General features: G+C 72.7%; 22 protein-coding genes. 9 read left to right on the top strand and 13 right to left on the bottom strand.

Going from position 1 to position 21,897, the window contains the following annotated elements:
• Positions 1 to 106: 106 nt before the first annotated feature.
• Positions 107 to 688, bottom strand: coding sequence for a hypothetical protein (locus AAH979_RS15165; RefSeq protein ID WP_346258739.1), 582 nt, complete (start codon positions 686 to 688; stop codon positions 107 to 109).
• 116 nt (positions 689 to 804) lie between these two features.
• Here AAH979_RS15165 and AAH979_RS15160 point away from each other — a divergent pair, with 116 nt between their 5' ends.
• Both AAH979_RS15160 and AAH979_RS15155 read left to right on the top strand, forming a co-directional pair.
• Positions 805 to 1,464: a response regulator transcription factor gene (locus AAH979_RS15160; RefSeq protein WP_346258738.1), complete on the top strand. Its 660-nt coding sequence runs from the start codon at positions 805 to 807 to the stop codon at positions 1,462 to 1,464.
• Complete coding sequence (locus AAH979_RS15155; RefSeq protein WP_346258737.1) at positions 1,464 to 2,681, top strand: ATP-binding protein; 1,218 nt, start codon at positions 1,464 to 1,466, stop codon at positions 2,679 to 2,681. Before AAH979_RS15160 ends, AAH979_RS15155 begins: the two co-directional genes overlap by 1 nt.
• A 21-nt stretch (positions 2,682 to 2,702) precedes the next feature.
• Here the strand turns inward: AAH979_RS15155 and AAH979_RS15150 are convergent, their stop codons facing one another.
• Positions 2,703 to 3,872, bottom strand: coding sequence for a radical SAM protein (locus AAH979_RS15150; RefSeq protein ID WP_346258736.1), 1,170 nt, complete (start codon positions 3,870 to 3,872; stop codon positions 2,703 to 2,705).
• A gap of 253 nt (positions 3,873 to 4,125) precedes the next feature.
• Here AAH979_RS15150 and AAH979_RS15145 point away from each other — a divergent pair, with 253 nt between their 5' ends.
• Positions 4,126 to 5,652 (top strand): NlpC/P60 family protein, encoded by a 1,527-nt coding sequence (locus tag AAH979_RS15145; protein WP_346258735.1) that lies wholly within the window; start codon positions 4,126 to 4,128, stop codon positions 5,650 to 5,652.
• A gap of 780 nt (positions 5,653 to 6,432) precedes the next feature.
• Here the strand turns inward: AAH979_RS15145 and AAH979_RS15140 are convergent.
• Positions 6,433 to 6,909 (bottom strand): hypothetical protein, encoded by a 477-nt coding sequence (locus AAH979_RS15140; RefSeq protein ID WP_346258734.1) that lies wholly within the window; start codon positions 6,907 to 6,909, stop codon positions 6,433 to 6,435.
• Positions 6,910 to 6,928: 19 nt separating this feature from the next.
• Here AAH979_RS15140 and AAH979_RS15135 point away from each other — a divergent pair, with 19 nt between their 5' ends.
• The 3 genes from AAH979_RS15135 to AAH979_RS15125 all read left to right on the top strand — a co-directional run bounded on the left by AAH979_RS15135 (position 6,929) and on the right by AAH979_RS15125 (position 11,023).
• Positions 6,929 to 8,134 carry a hypothetical protein gene (locus tag AAH979_RS15135; RefSeq protein ID WP_346258733.1) on the top strand — a complete coding sequence of 402 codons (1,206 nt, stop codon included), beginning with the start codon at positions 6,929 to 6,931 and terminating at the stop codon, positions 8,132 to 8,134.
• 240 nt (positions 8,135 to 8,374) lie between these two features.
• Positions 8,375 to 10,264, top strand: coding sequence for a DEAD/DEAH box helicase (locus AAH979_RS15130; protein ID WP_346258732.1), 1,890 nt, complete (start codon positions 8,375 to 8,377; stop codon positions 10,262 to 10,264).
• Positions 10,265 to 10,402: 138 nt separating this feature from the next.
• Complete coding sequence (locus tag AAH979_RS15125; RefSeq protein ID WP_346258731.1) at positions 10,403 to 11,023, top strand: putative glycolipid-binding domain-containing protein; 621 nt, start codon at positions 10,403 to 10,405, stop codon at positions 11,021 to 11,023.
• Positions 11,024 to 11,044: 21 nt separating this feature from the next.
• Here AAH979_RS15125 and AAH979_RS15120 read toward each other — a convergent pair whose 3' ends face one another.
• The gene (locus AAH979_RS15120; protein ID WP_346258730.1) at positions 11,045 to 12,136 is read right to left on the bottom strand and encodes a PLP-dependent cysteine synthase family protein; all 1,092 of its coding nucleotides are present in this window, start codon (positions 12,134 to 12,136) and stop codon (positions 11,045 to 11,047) included.
• Between the two features lie 39 nt (positions 12,137 to 12,175).
• Positions 12,176 to 12,628 carry an Lrp/AsnC family transcriptional regulator gene (locus AAH979_RS15115; protein WP_346258729.1) on the bottom strand — a complete coding sequence of 151 codons (453 nt, stop codon included), beginning with the start codon at positions 12,626 to 12,628 and terminating at the stop codon, positions 12,176 to 12,178.
• Positions 12,629 to 12,875: 247 nt separating this feature from the next.
• On the opposite strand from AAH979_RS15115, the gene AAH979_RS15110 reads away from it, so the two are divergent.
• Entirely contained in the window at positions 12,876 to 13,157 is a 282-nt protein-coding gene (locus AAH979_RS15110; RefSeq protein ID WP_318400883.1) for a BldC family transcriptional regulator, read from the top strand.
• A 151-nt stretch (positions 13,158 to 13,308) separates the two neighbouring features.
• Here AAH979_RS15110 and AAH979_RS15105 read toward each other — a convergent pair whose 3' ends face one another.
• The gene (locus AAH979_RS15105; protein WP_346258728.1) at positions 13,309 to 13,938 is read right to left on the bottom strand and encodes a UbiX family flavin prenyltransferase; all 630 of its coding nucleotides are present in this window, start codon (positions 13,936 to 13,938) and stop codon (positions 13,309 to 13,311) included.
• Between the two features lie 190 nt (positions 13,939 to 14,128).
• Between AAH979_RS15105 and AAH979_RS15100 the strand changes: the two genes are divergently transcribed.
• Positions 14,129 to 15,415: a terpene synthase gene (locus AAH979_RS15100; protein WP_346258727.1), complete on the top strand. Its 1,287-nt coding sequence runs from the start codon at positions 14,129 to 14,131 to the stop codon at positions 15,413 to 15,415.
• 36 nt (positions 15,416 to 15,451) lie between these two features.
• Here the strand turns inward: AAH979_RS15100 and mqnP are convergent, their stop codons facing one another.
• The 6 genes from mqnP to AAH979_RS15070 form a co-directional block, all read right to left on the bottom strand.
• Positions 15,452 to 16,354 carry a menaquinone biosynthesis prenyltransferase MqnP gene (mqnP, locus tag AAH979_RS15095; RefSeq protein WP_346258726.1) on the bottom strand — a complete coding sequence of 301 codons (903 nt, stop codon included), beginning with the start codon at positions 16,352 to 16,354 and terminating at the stop codon, positions 15,452 to 15,454.
• Entirely contained in the window at positions 16,351 to 17,814 is a 1,464-nt protein-coding gene (locus AAH979_RS15090; protein ID WP_346258725.1) for a menaquinone biosynthesis decarboxylase, read from the bottom strand. Before AAH979_RS15090 ends, mqnP begins: the two co-directional genes overlap by 4 nt.
• A 148-nt stretch (positions 17,815 to 17,962) precedes the next feature.
• Positions 17,963 to 18,367, bottom strand: coding sequence for a hypothetical protein (locus AAH979_RS15085; RefSeq protein ID WP_346258724.1), 405 nt, complete (start codon positions 18,365 to 18,367; stop codon positions 17,963 to 17,965).
• Positions 18,368 to 18,525: 158 nt separating this feature from the next.
• Positions 18,526 to 19,155 (bottom strand): LysE family translocator, encoded by a 630-nt coding sequence (locus AAH979_RS15080; protein WP_346258722.1) that lies wholly within the window; start codon positions 19,153 to 19,155, stop codon positions 18,526 to 18,528.
• 143 nt (positions 19,156 to 19,298) lie between these two features.
• Entirely contained in the window at positions 19,299 to 19,484 is a 186-nt protein-coding gene (locus AAH979_RS15075) for a DUF397 domain-containing protein (protein ID WP_346258721.1), read from the bottom strand.
• Positions 19,477 to 20,352 (bottom strand): helix-turn-helix transcriptional regulator, encoded by an 876-nt coding sequence (locus tag AAH979_RS15070; protein ID WP_346258720.1) that lies wholly within the window; start codon positions 20,350 to 20,352, stop codon positions 19,477 to 19,479. The genes AAH979_RS15075 and AAH979_RS15070 overlap by 8 nt, the downstream gene beginning before the upstream one ends.
• Before the next feature lie 672 nt (positions 20,353 to 21,024).
• Here AAH979_RS15070 and AAH979_RS15065 point away from each other — a divergent pair.
• Entirely contained in the window at positions 21,025 to 21,396 is a 372-nt protein-coding gene (locus tag AAH979_RS15065) for a hypothetical protein (RefSeq protein ID WP_346258719.1), read from the top strand.
• Here the strand turns inward: AAH979_RS15065 and AAH979_RS15060 are convergent.
• On the bottom strand, positions 21,362 to 21,793 hold the full coding sequence (locus AAH979_RS15060; protein WP_346258718.1) for a VOC family protein: 432 nt from the start codon (positions 21,791 to 21,793) through the stop codon (positions 21,362 to 21,364). The genes AAH979_RS15065 and AAH979_RS15060 overlap by 35 nt on opposite strands.
• Positions 21,794 to 21,897: the final 104 nt, after the last annotated feature.

Below are 21,897 nucleotides of genomic sequence, written 5' to 3'. Positions count from 1 at the left end.
ACGGGCGCCGGGAACGGTTCGTCAGGAGCTACCGCGCCGGGGACGGGCGCCGGCTCGGCGGGGACCGCCGCCGCGCGTCGGTGGGGCGTGGCCGGCACAGGTGCGGTCACTTCGTCTGCCCCGTTCCCTTCGGCCCGGCCGGCATTCCGTTGACCAGGTCGGCGTACTTGGCCGGCAGGTGTTCCCGGCAGGCATGCGCGGCCGGCCGCCAGTTCGGCGCGGAGAGCAGGTCGCCGTCCAACCGGAGTCCGCCGTCGGCCGGCGGGTCGGGCATGTCGACGCCCCGCTCCCGCATGCACCGGGCGAACGCGAGCAACTGCTCGGCCATCTCGTCCTTCGTCGGTGCGCCGGCCGCCACCGCCGCCGAGTCCAGCGCCACCCGGCACTCGGCACGGGCCGCCTCGTACCGCTGGTCGCCGCGCAGCTCCGGCTCCGCGAAGCCGGGAAAGCCCCGCTCGTCGAAGACCGGATCGGGTACGTCGTAGCCACGCTCGCGCATGCACGAGCTGAACTGGAGCGCGGCGGCCCGCAGCTCGCCGGCCGGGTCGGCTCCGCCGGACGCCGCCGAGGTGCCCGTACCCGCGCCGCCACCCGGGTCCGGCCCGTCGCCGCCGCCGCAGCCGGGCAGTGCCAGCCCGATCAGCAGGGCGAGCGCGGCGGCCGGTACGCCGCCGATTCTGGTCCGCATCCGCTGGTTCCTTCCGTTCGAGATCCGTCCGGGCCAGCATCGGGACCGGGGTGTCAACAGGAGATGCGCGGAATTCTTGAGGTCGTCTTTAAGCCAGGGGGCGTTTACTCGACGACATGCGGGTTCTGGTTGCCGAGGATGACGAGATACTGGCCGACGCGATCGCCCGAGGGCTGCGGCAGCACGCGATGAGCGTGGACGTGGCCCTGGACGGGGCGCAGGCGCTGGAGCGGGCCGGCACCACCCGGTACGACGTGGTGGTGCTCGACCGGGACCTGCCGGAGGTCCTCGGCGACGAGGTGTGCCGGCGGCTGGTGCACGACGGCGGCCAGCAGACCCGGATCCTGATGCTCACCGCCGCGTCGACGCTGGCCGACCGGGTCGAGGGGTTGAACCTCGGCGCCGACGACTACCTGCCGAAGCCGTTCGCCTTCGCCGAGCTGGTCGCCCGGGTGCACGCGCTGCTCCGCCGGGTCGCTCCGGCCCGGCCGCCGGTGATCGAGCGGGCCGGCATCCGGCTCGACCCCGCGCAGCGGGTGGTGACCCGGGACTCCCGCTACGTCCGGCTGGCTCCGAAGGAGTTCGCGGTGCTCTACGTCCTGCTCTCCGCCGAGGGTGCGGTGGTGAGCGCCGAGGAGTTGCTGGAGCGGGCCTGGGACGAGAACGCGGACCCGTTCACCAACACCATGCGGACCACCATCGGGACGCTGCGCAAGAAACTGGGCCAACCCGGTGTGATCGACACCGTGGTCGGCGCCGGCTACCGGATTCCGTGATGGCCGGCCGAAGCGCGGCCCGGCGCATCGTGGGCGCCCGGAGCACGGCCCGGCCCGAGGTGGCCGGCCGGGGGTGGCGGCTCCGGCTCACCGTGCGGGCCCGGCTCACCCTGCTCTACGCCACCCTCTTCGCGCTCTCCGGGGCCGCGGTCGCCACGCTGATCATCACCCTCACCTTCGCCCCGTCGTCGCAGAGCCAGCCGCTGCAGAAGGCCGTCGAGCTGCGGAAGAGCGCGTCGCCGCCACCGGCCAAGTTCACCGCGACGCTGGACGAGCTGAACCAGGCGGACGGAGTGCTCCAGGCCAAGGAGGCGGCCCGCCGGGAGCTGCGGGAGCGGCTGGTCCGCAACTCCGCCCTCACCATCGGGGTGATGACGCTCGCCTCCGCCGGGCTGGGCTGGCTGATGGCCGGTCGGGTGCTCCGGCCCGTACACCTGGTTTCCGGTACCGCCCGGCGGCTCTCCCAACGCAACCTCGACCAGCGGATCCCGGTCTCCGGGCCCGACGACGAGTTGCGGGAACTCGCCGAGACCTTCAACGGCATGCTGGACCGGCTGGAGACGGCGTTCGAGGCGCAGCGCCGGTTCGCCGCGAACGCCTCGCACGAGCTGCGCGCCCCGATGACCACCTCACGGACCCTGGTCGAGGTGGCGGCGGCGACGCCGGGCGCCAGCCCGGACCTGGCGGTGCTAGCCGGGCAACTGAGTACGGTGCTGGACCGGCAGGACCGGATCGTCACCGGGCTGCTCGCGCTGGCCCGCAGCGAGCACGGCACCAGTACGCTCTGCCCGGTCCGGCTGGACCGGCTGGCCCGGGAGGCGCTCGACCGGCGCGCGGCCGAGCTGGCGGAGCGGTCGATCGAGGTGCGGGCCGGGCTGCCGGCCAGCACCGTCTCCGGTGATCTGGTCCTGCTGGAGCTGCTGGTGGACAACCTGGTCCGCAACGCGGTCCGGCACAACCATCCCGGGGGTACCGTCTGGATCCGCACCGACGGGCCGACCATCGTGGTCGAGAACACCGGCCACGAGGTCGATGCCGAGCGCCTGGGTGAACTGGTCGAACCGTTCCGGCGGGGCCGGCAGGACCGGGTGTACGGCGGCGGTGGCGCCGGCCTCGGACTGGCCATAGTGGACGCGGTGACCCGCGCGCACGGCGGCCGGTTCACCCTGACCCCCCGCCCCGGCGGCGGCGTACGGGCCGACCTGGCCCTCGGCTGAGCCGTCCCGGAGCGCCCCGGATCAGGCCCAGACCTGCTGTGGCTCGGCCCGACGTTCGGCCAGGCTCGGCGGGGCGTCGTACTCGCGCAGCACCGCGTACCGGCTGTCCCGTTCGGCGGGACGGAAGTCGGCGTCCCAGATCAGGTGGAGCAGTTCCTCCCGGGACAGCGCGGCGGGCGTACCGGCCGGGTCGGCGCCGTGGCCGATCCGGTGTTCGGCCGCCGCGCCGGCCAGGTCGTCCACGCCGAAGTGCAGCGCGAGTTGCGCCACGGAAGGCCCCTGGGTCGCCCAGCAGCACGTCAGATGCGGCACGTTGTCGAGGAGCAGCCGGGACACCGCGAAGGTCTTCAGCGACTCGGCCGGCGATGCCGTCGATGCCGTCTCGGTCGGCGGCTGCGGCCGGAGTCCGCCGCCGGCCGGGGCCACGAGGTCGTGCTCGTAGCGCAGCGGCAGGAAGCTGGTGAAGCCGCCGGTCTCGTCCTGTAGTTCGCGCAGCCGCAGTACGTGGTCGACCCGGTGCCCGGGCTCCTCGACGTGACCGAAGCGCATCGTCGCCGGGGTACCGAGCCCCTTGGCGTGGGCGAGCCGGTGGATCCGGGACCAGTCCTCCCAGGTGCAGTCGCCGAGGCCGAGCCGCTGGCGTACCTCCGGGTCGAAGATCTCGGCCCCGCCGCCGCTGAGCGACGCGAGCCCGGCGGCGACGAGTTCGTCGAGGATCTCGTCGGCCGGCAGTCCGGTGCTCCGCTCCAGCCAGCGCAGCTCGGTCGCGGCGAAGCCGGTCAGCCGGACGTCCGGCAACGCCGCCGTCAGCGCGCGCAGCAGCTCCGGATAGTGCCGCCACGGCAGCATGGGGTGCACCGGGTTGACGAGGTCCAGCTCGGTGAGCCCGTCAGCGGCCAGCGCGGTGGCCTGCCGGACGGCCTCGTCGACCGGCATCGGGTCCGTCTCGCCCTGTTCCGGGCGGAAAGAGCAGTACGCACAGCCGGCCGCGCAGAAGTCGGCCAGTTTCAGTTGCCGGTTGACGACGAACAGCACCCGGCCGTCGCCCCCCGCCCCGGTACGCCGGTGGTGCGCCAGCCGGCCGAGCCAGACCAGGTCGTCGCTGGCGTACAGCGCCTCGCCGTCGGCACGGCTGAGCCGAACTCCCGCGTAGACCTTCTCTTCCAGCTCACGCTTGCGTCCGGCGTCCATCGCAGCACGTCCCTCCAGGCACGATCTCCGCGACGAGCCTACGTGGAGCGCCCGAGGTGCCGGCGAAGGCGGTGGCGGCAGCGGTCTGGTTCACCTTGCCCAGGTACCCTTAACCTGCTTCTCAGCGTCTCGTTACCCGACGTCGCATCGACATCCCCGGCGCATTGAGGTAAGACAAAGTAGGACGCGATGCACCACTAATGGCGATACCACAGCAGCGCCGGGCGCGCTGCTGTGCACGGACGGGAGCGGCATGGCCAACAGCAGGCGCGGACGACCGGACCGGCCCGTCAACGCGGTTTCGCCGGTGCTACGCCCGCTGGTCTGGTCAGCCCTGGTCGGCGCGATCGTGGCGGGCGCGATGGCGACCCCGGTCTACGCCGAACCGCCGCTGCCGAACACGGTTCCCGACGCCGGGGTACGCCCGCTGCCGGCCGGAGCGCCCGGCGTGCCCACCGGCACCGGCGCACCGACGACGCCCTATCCGCTGCCGCCGAGCGTGAACGGTCCACTGGCCAGCCAGATCATGGCGCTGGAGGTCGAGGTCGCCCAACTCGGCGACCAACTGCTGCAACTACGACAGGAGCGGGACCAGGCCACCACCGAGCTGACCACCGCCGACGGCGTACGGCAGACGGCTCGGCTGGAGCTGGCCAACGCCCGTACGGCGGCCGACAACGCGGCGGCGGGTGCGCTGAAGGACGCCGCCGGGCTGCCACCGGGTGCGTTCGGCTCCGACCTGCACGGGCTGGACCTGCTCGGCCGGATCCAGCGCGGCGAGGAGCGTGCCGGCGACACCGAACTGGCCGCCGGTGAGGTGGCCCGAGCGCAGCAGGCCGAACAGCAGGCGGAGGCGGCATACCAGACCGCGTCCAGCACCTACCAGCAGAAGGTCGCCGCCTTCACGACCGCGGAGACGCGGTACAAGGAACGCTCCGCCGCCCTGCTGAAGCTCAAGCGCGACAACGCGGACCAGCTCAAGGCGATCGAGCGCGCCCGGGAAGCCGCCGAGCAGCGCATCGGCGCAACGATCGGCAGCGACAGCGTCGCCGGGATGGTCGCGCACCCCAAGGCGCTGGCCGCGATGCGTTACGCGCTCGCCCAGCGGGGCGACCCCTACCTCTGGGGCGCCGAGGGTCCGAACCGGTTCGACTGCTCCGGGCTGATGCTCGCCTCCTATCTCTCGGTGGGCAAGCGGATCCCGCGGGTCTCCCGCAACCAGTACAACGGCACCCGCAACCAGAGTGTGGCCCGGGAGGCCCTGCTCCCCGGCGACCTGGTCTTCTTCGCCTCCGGCAGCAGTTGGACCAGCATCCACCACGTCGGCATGTACATCGGCGGCGGCAAGATGGTGCACGCGCCGACCACCGGCGATGTGGTCAAGGTCTCCACCGTCTGGTGGTCGCGGTTCTACGCCGCGACCCGGATCTTCCCGGCGGTGCCGGCCCCGAACGCGACCACCCCGCCGCCGACCACTCGGCCACCGACCACGCCGCCGCCGACCACCAAGCCGCCGACGACGCCGCCGACCAAGCCACCCACCACCCCGCCGACCACGCCTCCGGCGACCAAGCCGCCCACCACGCCTCCGCCCACCACGCCTCCGCCCACCACGCCTCCGGCGACCCCGCCGGTGACGCCGGCACCGACCCCGAACCCACCGGATACCTCCACGCCACAGACACCGCCGGTCACCACCTCGGGCGCCCAGCCGACCGCGGGTACGTCCGACGCCAGCCGGTCGGCTCCGGCTGCGGAGGGTAGCTCCGACAGCGACTGAGGGTGCCGGTCACCGGCCGACTGTGCGCTCGTGCTGAGATGTGGCACGGTGAGGGTTGACGTACTTCCGACCCGGCCTACCGGCCCGGGTGTGGGCGCGGGAGGCAACAATGGACGAATCGCAGGTCAGACCGGCTGTCGGGGAGGCATCCCCGGATACTGACGGTCGGGCTGCGGCCACCCGGTCCGGACGGGACGGCGTGGACGAGAGCGAACTGTCCCCGCTGCCGCCGCCCCCGCCGGTCGGTACCGCGCTGCCGGAACCGCCAGCCGAGGAGGAGCTCCCCGAGGTCTACCAGCCGCCTCCGCCGCCCGCCGCCGGAGCACTCTGGACGGACGCGCCACCGGACCCGCCCGCAGCAGACCCGCCCGCACCGGACTTGCCCGCAGCAGACCCGACCGCAGCAGACCCGACCGCACCGGACTTGCCCGCAGCAGGCCCGGCCGGTTCCACAGGCTCCGACTCGGCCCGGGACGCTTCCCGCTCGATCCGGGACGATCCAGGCTCGGTGCCGGACGGGGAGGCGAGCCGCACCGCCGACCCGTCCGTCGGCTCGTCCGCCGACCCATCCGGCGAGCTGGACGCGGATGCCGTCCCGGACGCCCAGACGAGTTTTGGCGACCCGTCCGACGATTCCGGCGACTCGTCCGACGCACCGGAGCAGGCCGACGACAGCGCCACGGCAGAGCCGGTCCGCGGCCGCGCTGTGAGTAGGGCGGCCACCACCCCTACCGCAGCGGAGATCGCCGCCATGCCCGCCGCTTCCTCGGGCAGCCGCACCTACCGCGCCGGCGAACTGGCCGCACCCGCCAACCCGGCGGCCGCCACCCCGGCACCCGCGTCCCCGGCACCCGTCTCCCCGGCCTCGGGCACTACAACCGCCGACTCCTCGACACCGAGCGCCCCGGTCGCCGCGTCCTCGACACCGGGCACTGCGGCGGCCGACTCCTCCGCACCGGCCGCCGCTTCACCGGCACCGGTGCTGGCCCCGGCGCCCCCGGGGACTCCGGTGCCGCCGCTACAACGACGGCGTCCGCAGACTCCGGCACTCGACTCCCCGTGGTCGGCGTTTGCCAACGCCGTCAAGTCCCCGCCAGCCCCGTCGAGCGGATCGGCCGTCGTGTCGGCGGCCGGCTCGGCATCCGTCCCGCCCGTCGGGTCGGCATCGGTCTCGCCGGCCGTCACCGGACTCTCCGGGTCGACCTCGGCCGAGCCGGTACGCCAGACCCGGGAGCGGCCCGGGGCCGTGCACTTCACGGCCCCGCCCGAAGCCAGCGTGTCAGCACCGCCGGCCGCCCCCGGTCAGTTGTCCCGGGACGCCGGGTCGCCCGCTGGCGGCACCCCGTCGTACACGGTGCCGCCGCAGCGCAGCGCTCCGCGGAGCAGTGCCGGTACGACCCGGGCCAGTGCCTCGGTGCCGGGACTGTCTCCGGTGTTGCCGAACGAGGCCGCCGCCGTGGCCGCGGTGCCGGGAGTGGCGAAGGTCTACCGGAGTACCGAACCGGATCCGGCTGGCCCGCCCGCACCGGCACGTCCGCCGGAGCCGGCCGGACCGCCCGAGCCGGCACATCCGCCGGCGCCACCGGCACCCGAACCGCCGGACCCGAACCCGGCACCCACGCCCTTCCCGGCACCGGTGCCTCCGGTGCCCACGCCGCGGCCCGACCCGGTGCCACCGGCTCCGTCGCCGTACCCGCCCGCGCCGCCCCGGCCCGCTCCGGTGCCGCCGGGCCCGAGCCCGGTACCCCCGGGCCCCGCCCCGTACCCGCCGAACCCCGGCCCGACTCCACCCGGTCCGGTACCCCCGGGCCCCGGTCCGTACCCGCCGAACCCCGGCCCGGTGCCGCCAGGCCCGGTGCCGTACCCGCCGACGTCGGCGGCGGCCTCGGTGGCGTACCCGGCCACGCCGGTCTCCGGTGGGCCGGCTGGCCGGCCGGCGGATCCACCGGCACCGGCCCCGCTGGTGGTTCCGGCGCCCGCCCTGCCGAGCTGGCCACCACCGACCAACCCGATGTCCTCGGCCAACCTGGTCGGCGGCGGTACGCCGGGCTACTCGCTGCCCACCGCCGACCCGGGCCCGGCCGTCGCCGCCGAACCGGCCGGGCGGCCCCCGACCGGTGGCCGCCCGCCGGGCGCCGGCCCGGCCTCACCGCACCAGCCGGGCGCCGGCGCGACGACACCGCACTCCCCCGGCTACCGGGACTGGGCCCGGGACCAGCGGGCGGAAGGCACCGTGTACGGCGGCCCCGAGGGCCATGTCACCGTCTCGATGCCCACCAACCAGCTCGAGAACTCGGGCTCGCTGACCGGGCACATCCTGGCCCAGGGCTGGACGGACACCCCTGCGCAGAAGGCGAACACCGGCAAGGTGGTGCTGGTACTGCTGATCGGGCTCGGCATCCTGGTCGCGGTCGGACTGATGGTGGTGCTGCTGGCCGGGGACGCGTTCAGCAGCCTCTTCGACGGCATGCTGAGCAGTTGACGGAGCCGCCCGGCGGTCGGCGGTTCGGCGGGCGCGGGTGGTGAGCCTGCCCACTGGCGTGCGCGGCGAGGTGGCGGTGGCGGCTGGCCCCCGTACACTCGGATGGATTGTTGACCTGGCGCGTGCCACGCGCCTCTGGGCGATCTTGCGGGCGATTCAGCGGCGACCTCGTCGCGGCGGGCCATCGCGAAGATGCGCCCCGCTTGAGAGGTATCTTTGACGACCTTTGCTGACCCCAGCATGTTTCCGTCCGTATTCGATGCACAATCCGGTTCCGTTGCCGCAGAGACCTCCGGGTCTGATGAGCAAGCCGTTTTGACTGTGCCGGCTGTTGCCGATGCGCACGCTGATTCCGCCGACACGGTGACCGTCGACGATTCCGGCACGCTCACCGTGGCCGCCCCGGACGCGATTGCCGGGCAGGACGACGCCATTTCCGGGCCGGTCATTTCCGAGCCCGCCGAGGCCGAGCCGACCGAGTCCGAGCCGGTTGATTTCGCCGCCCTCGGGCTGCCCCGGCAGCTCGTCCGGGCGCTGCACCGGGAGGGCATCGACACGCCGTTCGAGATCCAGCGGGCCACCGTGCCGGACGCGCTCGCCGGGCGGGACGTACTCGGCCGGGGGCAGACCGGCTCCGGCAAGACGCTCGCCTTCGGGCTGCCCGTACTGGCCCGGATGGCGGCCGGCCCCAAGGCCCGGGCACACCACCCGAGGGCGCTGATCCTGGTGCCGACCCGGGAACTCGCGATGCAGGTCAACGATGCGCTGATGCCGCTCGGCCGGGCAGTCGGGGTGTTCCTCAAGACCGCTGTCGGCGGTGTGCCGTACGACCGTCAGATCGACTCGCTGCGCCGTGGCGTGGAGATCGTGGTGGCCACCCCGGGCCGGCTGGCCGACCTGATCGAGCGGGGTGTCTGCCGCCTCGACGACATCGAGGTCACCGTGCTGGACGAGGCCGACCAGATGGCCGACATGGGCTTCCTGCCGGACGTCACCGAGCTGCTCGCCAAGACGCCGGCCAATGCCCAGCGGCTACTCTTCTCCGCCACTCTCGACAACGACGTCGACGCGCTCGTCAAGCGGTTCATGACCGATCCGGTCACCCACTCGACGGCACCGCCGACCGCCGCCGTGTCGACGATGGACCACCACATGCTGCTGATTCCGCCGCATGACAAGTTCGCGGTGGCGGCCTCGATCGCGGCCCGGCAGGGCCGGACCATGATGTTCGCCCGGACCCAGATGGGCGTCGACCGGCTGGTCGAGCAGTTGGCGGCGGTCGGCGTCCGGGCCGGCGCGCTGCACGGCGGCAAGACCCAGCGGGTACGCACCCGCACCCTGGCCGAGTTCAAGGAGGGCCGGACGAACGTGCTGGTCGCCACCGACGTGGCGGCCCGGGGCATCCACGTCGACGGCGTCTCGCTGGTGGTGCACGTGGACCCGCCGAAGGACCCGAAGGACTACCTGCACCGGGCCGGCCGTACAGCCCGGGCCGGCGAGTCGGGTGCGGTCGCCACGCTGGTACTGCCGAAGCAGCGCCGGTCCACCCTGGCCATGTTGCAGAAGGCCGGTGTCGAGCCGGAGCAGACCCGGGTACGCTCCGGCGACGCCGCGCTGGCCGAGGTGACGGGTGCCCGGGAGCCGAGTGGCGTACCCGTGGTCGACGAGCCGGCACCGCGCCGCGGGTCCGGTACGCGCCCGGACCGTCCCCGCTCCGACCGCCGGTACGGCGACCGGCCCCGGGCTGACCGCCGCTACGGCGACCGGCCGCAGTCCGAGCGCCGGCACGGCGACGGTCCGCAGGGTGAGCGCCGCTACGGCGACCGCTTCCAGGGTGAGCGCCACTACGGCGACCGGCCGCAGTCCGAGCGCCGCTACGGCGACCGCCGGTTCGGCGACGGCGGTGCTCCGCCGCAGGGCGGGCGCGCCGAGCGGGGCGGTGAGTGGCGCTCCGGCGGGCGGCAGGGCGGCTTCCGGCACGAGGGCCGGCCGCACGCCGACCGGCCGGTCTGGGACCGATCCCGGGACGAGCGCCCGCGCGACGACCGGGCCCCCGGGGACCGGCCGGACGACCGGCGGGGCCACCGCGACCACCGCTTCGACGGCCGGCGGCCGACCCCAACCCGCTGAACGGTCCGCATCCGCAGGTCGGCCCGGCCCGCTGACGGTCACCCATCGGCTGGTCGGGCCGCCGGGTCCTGCGACCGGCGTGAGTGATTCGGGCGGCTCGGGCATTCCTGTCGGTCGGTGGCGGTAACGTCCATGGACATGCCGAGCATGCCGAAGACGTTGTTCTGGAGCCGCACCGACGTGCCCGGTGCCGACCACACGCTCGCCACCGACCACCGTGGGCTGACCGCCCGGGGCACCGCGCTCGCCGTCGACCCGATCGCCTTCACCTGCCGCTACGAGCTGCGCACCGACGAGCACTGGGCGGCGGAGGGGCTGGAGGTGAGCTGCGAGGGCGCCGGCTGGCTGCGCACGCTGCGGTTGGAGCGGGCGGCCGGCCGCTGGCGGGCGAGCACGGCCGAGCAGGGCGACCTGGACGCGGCGCTGGCCGCCGCCGGCCAGCCGGGCGCCGGCCTACCCGGCACCGAGGAGCCGGAGCGGCTCGCCGAGGCGGTCGACGTCGACCTGAGCGCCTCGCCGCTGTTCAACACCCTTCCGGTACGCCGCCTCCGGCTGCGCGAGGCCACACCGGGCAGCTCGCACCGGATCGTCGCGGTCTGGGTGCTGGTGCCCAGCCTCCAGGTGGTGCCGGCCGAGCAGACCTACACGGTGCTGGAGGGCGGCAACGTCCGGTTCACCAGCGAGGGTTTCACCGCCGACCTGACCCTCGACGCCGACGGCTACGTGCTGCACTATCCCGGGCTGGCGCACCGGCACTGACCCGAGCAGGCCGGTCGTCCGTCATCCGGACCACTCGCCGGTCACCAGGAAACGTTCCACTGTGGATCGGTGTGCGGCCAGGTCGAGGCCCCGGTCGGCCACCCACTCGTCCGAATAGTACGTGTCGGTGTAGCGTTCGCCGCCGTCGCAGAGCAGCGTCACGACCGACCCGGTCCGGCCGGCGGCCCGCATCTCGGCGATCAGGCCGAACGCGCCCCACAGGTTGGTGCCGGTCGACCCGCCGACTCGCCGGCCCAGCACGGTCGACGCGACGCGCATGGCGGCCAGCGAGGCCGCGTCCGGCACCCGCACCATCCGGTCGACGACGCTCGGCTGGAAGGACGCCTCGACCCGCTGCCGGCCGATCCCCTCGATCCGGGATCCGGCATCGGTGGTGGCCGACCAGTCGCCCGAGGTCCACGCGGGATAGAACGCGGAGTTCTCCGGGTCGACCACGCAGAGCCGGCTCGCCAGCCGCCGATAGCGGAGGTAGCGCCCGATGGTGGCGCTGGTGCCGCCGGTACCGGCGCCGACCACGATCCAGTCCGGCACCGGGTGCCGTTCCAGGGCGAGCTGTGCGTAGATCGACTCGGCGATGTTGTTGTTGCCCCGCCAGTCGGTGGCGCGTTCGGCGTACGTGAACTGGTCCATGAAGTGCCCGCCCAGGTCCTCGGCGAGCCAGCGGGCCTCGACCACGACGGCGGCCGGATCGTCCACCAGATGGCACTTTCCGCCCTGGAACTCGATCAGCGCGATCTTCTCCGGCGAGGTGGCGGCGGGCATCACGGCGATGAACTGCACGCCCAGCATCCGGGCGAAGTACGCCTCCGAGACTGCGGTCGAGCCCGACGACGCCTCCACGATGGTGGTACGCGGCCCGATCCAGCCATTGCAGAGCCCGTAGAGGAACAGCGACCGGGCCAGCCGGTGCTTCAACGACCCGGTCGGGTGCACCGACTCGTCCTTGAGATAGAGCTCGATCCCCCACTGGCGGGGCAGCGGGAAGCAGAGCAGATGGGTGTCGGCGGATCGGTTCGCGTCCGCCTCCACCGCCGCGATCGCCTCGGTGACCCAGGCGCGTTCGGCGTCGTCGCACCGGTCGAGCTGTTCCATGACCAGGAACGTAGCAAGCCGCCCCGGCGGCCGGCCGGGTCAGGACGGGCTGACCGGCTGGGGGCGGTTCTCCCATTTCGTCGAGAGTGCGACGGCCGTCCGGGTCGAGGCGACTCCGGCGGTCCGGTTCAGCCGCAGGATGAGCTGCTCCAACTCGGCAATTGTGCCAACTCGCGCCTTGAGCAGGAACGATTCCACTCCGGCCATGAAGTAACAGGATTCGATTTCCGGCATGCCCCGGATCGCCTCGAGTACGTCGTCGGTGTCCCCGCCGGAGTCCTGCACGATGCCGATCAGCGCCGTCACACCGAGCCCGATCGCCTCCGGCTCGACGTCCGCCCGATAGCCCCGGATGATGCCGCCGGCCTCCAGTTTGCCCACCCGCTCGTGCACTGCCGGCGCGGAGAGGCCGACCTGCCGGGCCAGCTCGGCGTACGAAAGGCGGGCATTGCCGCGCAGCAGCTCGACGAGGCTCAGGTCGATCGCGTCCACGTTCTGAGACCCTAGTCCGGGTGGGTGAACGGGCCGCCCGGGGTCGGCAGCATTGTTGCCGACATAGCGCTTAAATGCCGTAAATCGTCTCGGCTAACCTCACACACGGTACGTTTCGCGTTTGCCGGACACGGCACTCCGGCGGTGTTGTAATTGCCGTACGTCCCTTAAACGAAGGCTCTGGCAAGCATGTGTTCTGGGGGCGGTCCTACCAGTCCGGGGGCTTCGTAGACGCGAGGAGGGGGCTGTGGACACTGGAGATCGTCTGCTGACGCCGGGCGAGGTGGCAGCGCTCTTCCGCGTCGATCCGAAGACCGTCACACGCTGGGCCGCGGCCGGGCGTATCGGCAGCATCCGAACACCGGGCGGACATCGCCGCTTCCGCGAGTCGGAGGTACGCGCGCTGCTTGAGGGTGAGGGCATGCTCGACGAGGTGGACGAGGGCCTCGCGAACCGGCCGCGCAACGCCGGACCCGCCACCCCGAGTGGCCCCGGCCCGGCCGGCGCCGGAAACGTCGGCCTGCACTGAACCTTCTTCCGGCCTGGACAACGCGGCGCATGCGCCCCGACGTCCAGCCTGCGGCCACGACGACCGCACGCTTGAGGCGGCCACGACGACCGCACGCTGAGGTCGAAGGGTTCACTGACCGACACCGGGCAGGGGGTCGGCACCGGGGCGCTCAGCCCCGATCGGCCCCCAGCTCGCCGGACCAGCGCCGGAACAGGGAGTGCGGCACGTCGAGCGCGTCGAGCACCTTTCCGGCCACGAAGTCGACGAGCTGCCGCGCGGAGGCGGCGGCCCCGGCACCGTAGAAGCCGGGACTCGCCGGCAACACCACCGCTCCGGCGTCGTGCAGGGTGATCAGGTGCTCCAGGTGGCTACGGGTGACCGGAGTCTCCCGGGGCACCACCACCACCGGCCGGTGCTCCTTGAGGTTCACCTCGGCGGCCCGTTGCAGCAGGTCCTTGGAGAGGCCGATCGCGATTCCGGCGCAGGCCGCCGTACTCGCCGGCACCACCACCATGCCCCGGGCCGGGTACGACCCGCTGCTGGGCCCGGCCGCGAGATCTCCGGCCGGCCAGTACGCCACGTCGGCGCCGGCCAGGTCCCGGCCCAGCCAGGCAGCGAGGTCGTCCTTCCAGTGCGCGTCCCGGAACGGGCGGCCGGTCTCGTCCAGGATCGTCAGCCGGGCCGCCCGGGAGACGACCAGGTCCACCGGTTCACCCGCGTCGAACAGCCCGCCGAGCACGGCGGCCGGATACGGCGTACCCGATGCCCCGGAGACGCCGACCACCCACGGCCTTCTCATGCCCACCAGCCTGCCGCAAGCACCGGAGCCGGCGCCGACCGGCCCCGGCCGCGACCTGCGGGGCGGCCCGCAGAGCGACCGGATCATCACTTACTGCGAAATAGGACGTACCCGACGGCAGTCACAGACCGGCCGGAAACTGCAATGCTGCTCACGTCTGCCCGCGCGGCATGGACGAAGGGGGCCGGGCATGTACGGGATCAGCTCGTGGGCGGCCGAGCTGAGGTGTCCGATACCGGCACGCCTCTGCCCGCACGCCGACGAGGTGCAGGAGTGGCTGGTCGACTGGGCAGACCTGATCATCGGCCCGCTCGACGCGGCGGCCCGGGACCGGCTCGCCCGGGGCGGTGTCGCCCGGTACGCCGGCCGGCTGTATCCGGACGCCAGCGAGGCCGACCTGCGGGTCATCGCGGCCCTCTTCACCTGGTTCTTCCTGCTCGACGACGCCTGCGACGCGACCCGGCGCCCCCGGCCGGCCGAGGTTTCCGCGCTCTGCGACGGGGTGCTGCGGCTGCTCCGCTCTACGCCGGCCGGGCCGCCGCCGCCCGGGTCGCCGTCCCGGTCGGGGCAGCCCGCACCGGCGGCCACCCCCGGCCGCCCGTCCCACGCCGCCGCCCCGGGCCCCCGGACCGGACACCCCTCGGCGGCGCAGTCCCGGCCCGCGCACCACCCGCCGGCCGCGACAGGTGCCCGGTCGACCAACCAGCCGGCGGCCCGGCTCACCACCCCGCCGCAGAGCCGGGCGGCCAACCAGCCGGCACCGAGGCCGGAGGCGTTCGACGGGCCGCTCCGGCGGATGCTGGCGGATGCCTGGCGTACCCCGTACCAGCGGATGTCGGCGGCCTGGCGGGACCGCTTCGTCGACGCGGTGGCGCACCACCTCGCCGGCGTGGTCACCGAGGCGATCAACAAGGCGAGCGGGCGGCTGCCCGGCGTCGCCGAGTACATCCCGCTGCGCCGGGCGACCTCCGCCGCGTACGTCTCGTACGCCCTGATCGAGTTCGCCACCGGCCGGCCGGTGCCGGACGCGATCTACCACCACCCGGCGGTACGCGAGGTCGCCGACACCGCCAACGACCTGCTCAGTTGGTTCAACGATCTGCTCTCCCTGGAGCGGGACGTGGCCACCTCCGGCGGGCACAACCTGGTGCTGGCGGTGGCCCGGGAGGAAGGGATCCCGGTCGAGGCGGCGATCGAGGCGGTGGTCCGGCGCTGGCAGCGCAGCATGCGACGGTTCGTCGAACTGCGCGACGCCGTGCCGTCGTTCGGGCCGGCCCTGGACGGGCCCCTTCGGCAATACCTGGACGGGCTCGGCAACTCGGTGCGCGGCACCATGGACTGGTCCATGGAGAGTGCCCGTTACCGGGACGCCCTGGCCGGCGCCCGCCCGGCGGGAGCGCTCGGCCGGGCCGAGCCGCGCCGCCGCCCCGACCGGCCGCCGAACGGCATCGGCGCCCGGACCGAGCCGTCCAGCTAGCCGGGGCCGCTCTCCGCTCGCCGGGGCCGCTCTCCGCTAGCCGGCGAGGTGGAGCCGGATCACCAGGTCGAGCAGGGCGAAGACGAACAGGGCGATCGCGACGAAACCGTTGGCGGTGAAGAAGGCCCGGTTGACCCGGGACAGGTCGGTCGGGGTGACCAGCACGTGCTGGTAGCCGAAGGCGAGCGCGGTCAGCGCCAGCCCGACCCACCAGAGCCAGCCCAGCCCGACCATTTGCCCGTACCAGAAGAAGAGGCCGAAGGTCGCCACGTGGGCGACGGTCGACGCGTGCAGCGCGAACCGGAGGCCGTAGCGGGCGGGGACGCTGCGTACCCCGATCCGGCGGTCGACCTCGATGTCCTGGCAGGCATAGATCAGGTCGAAGCCGCCGATCCAGAGCCCGACCGCCGCGCCGAGCAGCCAGGCCGGGTCGGAGCCGTCGAAGGTGCCGGTCACCGCGAGCCAGGCGCCGACCGGGCCGACCGCCTGGGCCAGGGCCAGGATCGCGTGCGGCCAGTCGGTGAACCGCTTGCCGTACGGATAGACCACCAGCGGGATCGCGGCGAGCGGGGCGAGGGCCAGGCAGAGCGGGTTGAGCGCCGCGGCGGCACCGAGGAAGACCAGCAGTGCGACGATCGCGCCGGTCCAGGCCGTCCGGACGCTCACCGCCCCGGTCACCAGTTCCCGCCCGGCGGTACGCGGATTGCGGGCGTCGATGCGCCGGTCGATGATCCGGTTCGCCGCCATGGCGAAGGTCCGCGCCCCGACCATGGCGATGGTGATCAGCAGCAGGTCGAGCCAGCGCACCTGCCCGCCGTGCCGCTGCATCGCGGTCAGCGCGGAGAGGTACGCGAACGGCAGCGCGAAGACCGAGTGCTCGATCGTCACCAGCCGGAGGAAGGACTTGACCCGCCCCGGCGACTCCGCCACGGCCGTCATGAGATGCCGTACTCCTTCCAGCGCTTGTCCACCAGGGACCGGATCTCCGGCGACATGGTCATCTCCTCCGGCCAGCCCCGGGTGTAGCCCTCGGTCGGCAGCTTGCGGGTGGCGTCCACCCCGGCCTTGCCGCCCCAGAACTGCTGGTACGACGAGTGGTCCAGGTGGTCCACCGGGCCCTCGGTGAGCAGCAGGTCCCGGGCGTAGTCGACGTTGCCGAAGGCCCGCCAGGCCACCTCGGCGTAGTCGTGCACGTCGCAGTCCTCGTCGACCACCACGATCAGCTTGGTCAGCGACATCAGGTGGGCGCCCCAGATCGCGTTCATCACCTTCTGGGCGTGCTTCGGATAGCGCTTCCGGATCGAGATGATCGCGCAGTTGTGGAAGACGCCGGCGGCCGGCAGGTCGTAGTCCACGATGTCCGGGATCAGCAGTTTGAGGAGGGGCTGGAAGATCCGCTCGGTGGCCTTGCCGAGCCCGTGGTCCTCCTGCGGCGGCTTGGAGGTGATGATCGAGTGGTAGACCGGCTCCCGCTGGGTGGTCATCGCCTCGACGTGCAGCACCGGGAACGGCTCGACCGGGGTGTAGAAGCCGGTGTGGTCGCCGAACGGCCCCTCGGGCAGCCGCTCACCGGGCTCGATGTAGCCCTCCAGCACGACCTGGGCGTGCGCCGGCACCTGGAGCGGCACGGTCAGGCAGTCGACCATCTCGACCCGCTCGCCGCGCAGGAAGCCGGCGAAGAGGTATTCGTCGATGTCGCCCGGGAGCGGGGCCGAGGCGGCGTAGCTGACCACCGGGTCGCAGCCGATCGCGATCGCCACCGGTAGCCGCTGGCCGAGGCGTTCCGCGACCGCGTGGTGTGCGGTGGAGTCCTTGTGGATCTGCCAGTGCATGCCGAGGGTGTTGTGCGAGTGCTGCTGCAACCGGTAGAGCCCGAGGTTGCGCTTGCCGGTCTCCGGGTGCTTGGTGTGGGTCAGCCCGTAGTTGTGGAAGATCCCGCCGTCGCCGGGCCAGACCTGGAGGCCGGGCAGCCGGTTCAGGTCGACGTCGGCGCCCCGGTAGACCACCTGCTGGCAGGGGGCGGTCTTGACCTTCTTCGGCGGTACGGACTTGAGCTGCATCACCTTGCCCAGGCCCTCGCGGATGCCGGACCAGCCGACCGGCAACTCCGGCTTGACCAGCGCGCCGATCCGCTCGCCGATCTCGTCCAGCCGGTCGACGCCGAGCGCCATCGCCATCCGCCGCTCGGTGCCGAACAGGTTGATGGCGACCGGCATCTCGCCCCGGGTGGGGCGATCGAAGAGCAGGGCCGGCCCGTTCGCCCGGACGGTACGGGTGACCACCTCGCTGATCTCCAGCGTCGGGTCGACGGGCACCGGGACCCGGCGCAACTCGCCGGCGCCCTCCAGCGCGGTGAGGAACTCCCGGAGATCGGTGTACGGGAAGCCACGAGCCGCCATGGCCGCTAGTCTGTCGCACCGCCGGTCGGGGCGGCGCGGCCGGGTCCCCCGCCGTGACCGGGCTCCCGTCGATGGGTCCCACCGGCACGGCCGGTCCGGGGCCTGTGCCGACCCCGGACGGCGAGTCAGCCCGACCCGGGCCGAGGCCTCAGAGCAGGCCGACGCCGAGCAGGAGAGTGCCGGCCATCAGGCTCACCCCGCCGACTCCCACCAACCAGATCAGCTTGTTGGGTCGGGTGTCGGAGGGGCGTACGACGGAGAGGAAGAAGCCGATCGGCATCAGGATCGGCGGGGCGACCAGCAGGACCCGGATCAGCGTCCGCATGCCGTCGCCGTAGTCGGCCCGGTCCAGGTAGAGGAGTGCGACGAGCGCGAACAGCACGAGTACGCCCGCGTGGGCGTGCCCGGCGGTCCAGAGCGCCCGCCGGACGGGATTGTCCAGATAGCCGGGTATCCGCCGGACCAGGTGCATCAGCAGGGACAACCCGCCGAAGGCGATGGTCGAGACGGTGATCAGCAGGATGGCGGCGGTGGTCTGGGTGGCGGGCGACATCACAGGGCTCCCCGAGGCGGTGCGACGGAGCACAACTTGGCACCGTCAAGATTGCCTGTCGACGGCCCATCTTGTCAACAACAAGACTGCCGGACGGCTGCTCTCCGCCGGGGCCGGCTCGTCCCCGCTCAGCCGCGCGGGCGGGGCTGGTGCGGTAGTCAGGCCCGTTCGGTGGCGAGCCGGACACTGAAGCCGAGCATCGCGACACCGGTGCCGGCGTCCATCGCCCGGCGTACCCGACGCCGGGACAGCACCCGGCGTGCCCGGTGCAGCAGCCCGACCAGCGTCAGCAGGTAGAGCAGCGAGAGCACCGCGTGACTCAGCGCGAAGAGCAGCAGTACGGCCAGCGGGGCGTGCTCCCCGACGAACTGCGGGAGCACCGCGAGATAGAAGGCCAGCACCTTGGGGTTGGTGATGTTGGACAGGAAGCCCTGCCGCCAGCCGGCGAGTGCCTGCCCGGACGGGTCGGGCTGGTCCCCGCCGATCGGGGCGTACCGGCCAACCCAGGCCGAGCGCAGCGCCTGGAGGCCCAGGAAGGCGAGGTAGCCGACCCCCACCCACTTGATCGTCTGGAAGAGCGGCTGGGACCGTACGATCACCGCGCCCAGCCCGGCTGCGGCCGCACTGCCCTGTACGGCGTTGGAGCAGGCGACGCCGACCGCGCTCCACCAGCCCCGCCCACGACCGGCGGCGAGGGTGTTCCGGGTGACCACCGCGAAGTCCGGGCCGGGCACCACGATCAGCACCACCGCGAAGACCAGGAAGCTGCCATAGGTCGTCCAGGACATGATTCCGAGCCTACGACCGCACTCCCGCCGCGGCAGCCGGCGGGCGGATGTGCCCAGTTCAGAGCCGTGCCGCACGGGACTGAACAGCGCGCCGCTAACCACAGTTAGCCAAGAATCATGGTGCTGCTGTTCGGCGGTCGGGGTCAGCGGGTCGCGATGTGCCGGGTGAAGGTGCGCCAGGCGTCGGGGGTGAAGATCAGCGCGGGACCGGAGGGGTCCTTGCTGTCCCGGACTCCGACGACACCGGGCAGGTTGTCGGCGACCTCGACGCACTCGCCCTGGTTGCTCCGGGTGCTCTTGCGCCACCGGGCGCCGGCCAGGTCACTCATCGTAACTCTCCTTGATCACCGTTGCTATCAGGTCGTCCGACTCGTCCGCGCTGAGCGCCGTCGCGCTCAGCATCTCCCATCGATCAGCGTACGCGGCCAGCTCACTCGGCTTTTCGAGATAGAGCGCGCCGGTCAGCTCCTCGATGTAGACCGTGGACGGGTCGACCTGCCGGCCGCCGACCGGCGGGAAGTCCAGGATCGCGAAGCTGCCCGCATTGGCCGCCATCGCGCCCGCGTTCGCCGGCAGGATCCGCACCCGCACCCCGGTCGCCTGGGCGTTGTTGACCAGGTGCGCGAGCTGCGCCCGCATGGCCTCCTGGTCGGGGACCTGCCGATACAGCACCGCCTGGTCGAGGATGACCTCCACCGTCGGGGCCTTGGGCTTGCGGCGGGTGAGCAGCCGCTGCCGCTCCATCCGCAGCGCGACCGCCTGCGCCACCTCCTGCTCGGTGATCCCCGGTTGAATCCGGAAGATCGCCGCCGCGTATTCGGGGGTCTGGAGCAGGCCCGGAATCAACGCCAGTTGGAAGAAGCGCAGCCGGGAGGCAGCGGCCTCCAGACCGACGTACAGCTCGAACCAGGCGGGGATGACGTCGCCGTACGCGTGCCACCAGCCCTTGGACTTCGACTCCACCGAGAGCGCCACCAGGGCCTCGGTGAGTTCGGTCGTCGCGCCGTACACAGTGCACATCGCGAGTACGTCGTGCTTGCGCATCAGCGTCTGGCCGCCCTCGATGCGATACATCTTCGCCCTTGACCACTCCAGCTCCTGGGCTGCCGCCTCCAAGGTCACCCCGGCCTCCTCCCGAGCCTGGCGCAGGTGGCGACCGAGCTGCCGACGCGGCACGGACGATCCGGATTCGACCATTGTCAGCTCCTGTCTCAAAATGACGCACTCGACAGCGTCCAAGTGAGACATCGACGCCATCGCTCGCGCTATATGGACAACCAATTCACCGCCGTCTCACCCTAATTCGTTGCACCGACAATTCGCACCGGACAAAGCTGCTGGTGGCGAGGCGGTTTGCGGCACTCCACATCCGCCGGCCGCCAGGCCCACAAGATCCGGTGTCGGAGCTGACGCAAACGACCGGGCCTCAGCTCCGGCGCCGGCCGTTCAAAGGAGAGAAGGCATGAGACTGCGTCGGCAGCGACCCCAGGCAGCACACCGCCGGGATTGGCGCCGGTTGTGGCGGTACTGCCGGTGCGGCTGGCGCTGGCGCTGCCCGGACTCGGTGGAGCTGGTGCCGATGCCGTATCCGCCACCACCACCGCCGACCGCCGCCGGACGCACTGCGGTCGTGACGCCCGAGCCACCGCTCCCGACCGCCGGAGGTAGCGTGCTCGTGCCCGGTGACCCGCCGCCACCGCCGGCCAGGGTCAGGGCCGTGAACAGCCGATTTCCGTTCCGGAACGCGCCGACCGGCTCGCACGGGATCGGCCGCGCAGCGGCGCCGACACCAGCCCGGAGCAGGCGGACGGACCAGGCGGAGCGATCAGGGCGACCGGAGCGACCGGGGCCGACCGGTCGGGCGCTGCCATGAGCCCGCCGCCACCCGACGACGTGGTCCGGCCGGGGTTGCGGTCGCCGTCGACCGAAAGGCCGGCCGGGCCTTGGACGCGACCGTTCGCCCGCTTCCGCGCGCACACCGCGATCCGTCCGCTGTTCCGCTGCCGGGCCTGCGGCGCCAGGTGGCCGTGCCAGCCCGCACGCCTGACCCTGCTGTTCATGTACCGGGACGATCCGCACGGCCTGCGCCTGCACCTGGGCCGCAAACTGCTGACCGCGCTGGCCGACCAGCCACAGAGCGACGCGGTCACCCTGGCCGTACGCCTGCTCGGCTGGCTGCCCCCGACACCCGCCGAGAGAGCCGGCGCTACTGCGCGACGGCCGCCTCGGTCGGCAGGGTGAGCTGCCAGGAGATGCCGAAGCGGTCGTTGACCCAGCCGAACTTGGCGCTGAAGCCGTACGAGCCGAGCGGCATCAGCTCCTGGCCGCCCTCGACGAGCGCACCGTAGAGGTGGTCGATCTCCTTCTCCGACTCGCAGGTCACATGGAGCGAGACCGCCGGGGTGAAGCCGAACCCGTGCGTGACGCTGCTGTCGATGCCCATGTACTGCTGGCCGCCGAGCCGGAAGGTGGCGTGCCGCACCGTCCCCTCGGCACCGTCCTCGCCGGGGCCGTACCGGTCGACGGCGAGCACCTCGCCGTCGTCGAAGAGCGACGTGTAGAAGGCCATCGCCTCCTCGGCCCTGCCGTCCTGGAACATCAGGAACGGGGTGACCTTCTGGGACGCGATCGCAGACACTTCGCGGAACTCCTTCGTGGCACGGCGGCAGGGTGGGCACGCGCGGTTCGCCGCACGCACAACCGATCTTCTACGCCTCGCTTATATAAGTCAAGGCTGAAGAT

Origin of the sequence: Plantactinospora sp. ZYX-F-223 (assembly GCF_039649625.1) — a bacterium.
GTDB lineage: Bacteria > Actinomycetota > Actinomycetes > Mycobacteriales > Micromonosporaceae > Plantactinospora.
This window is presented reverse-complemented; position numbering and strand designations above follow the sequence as displayed.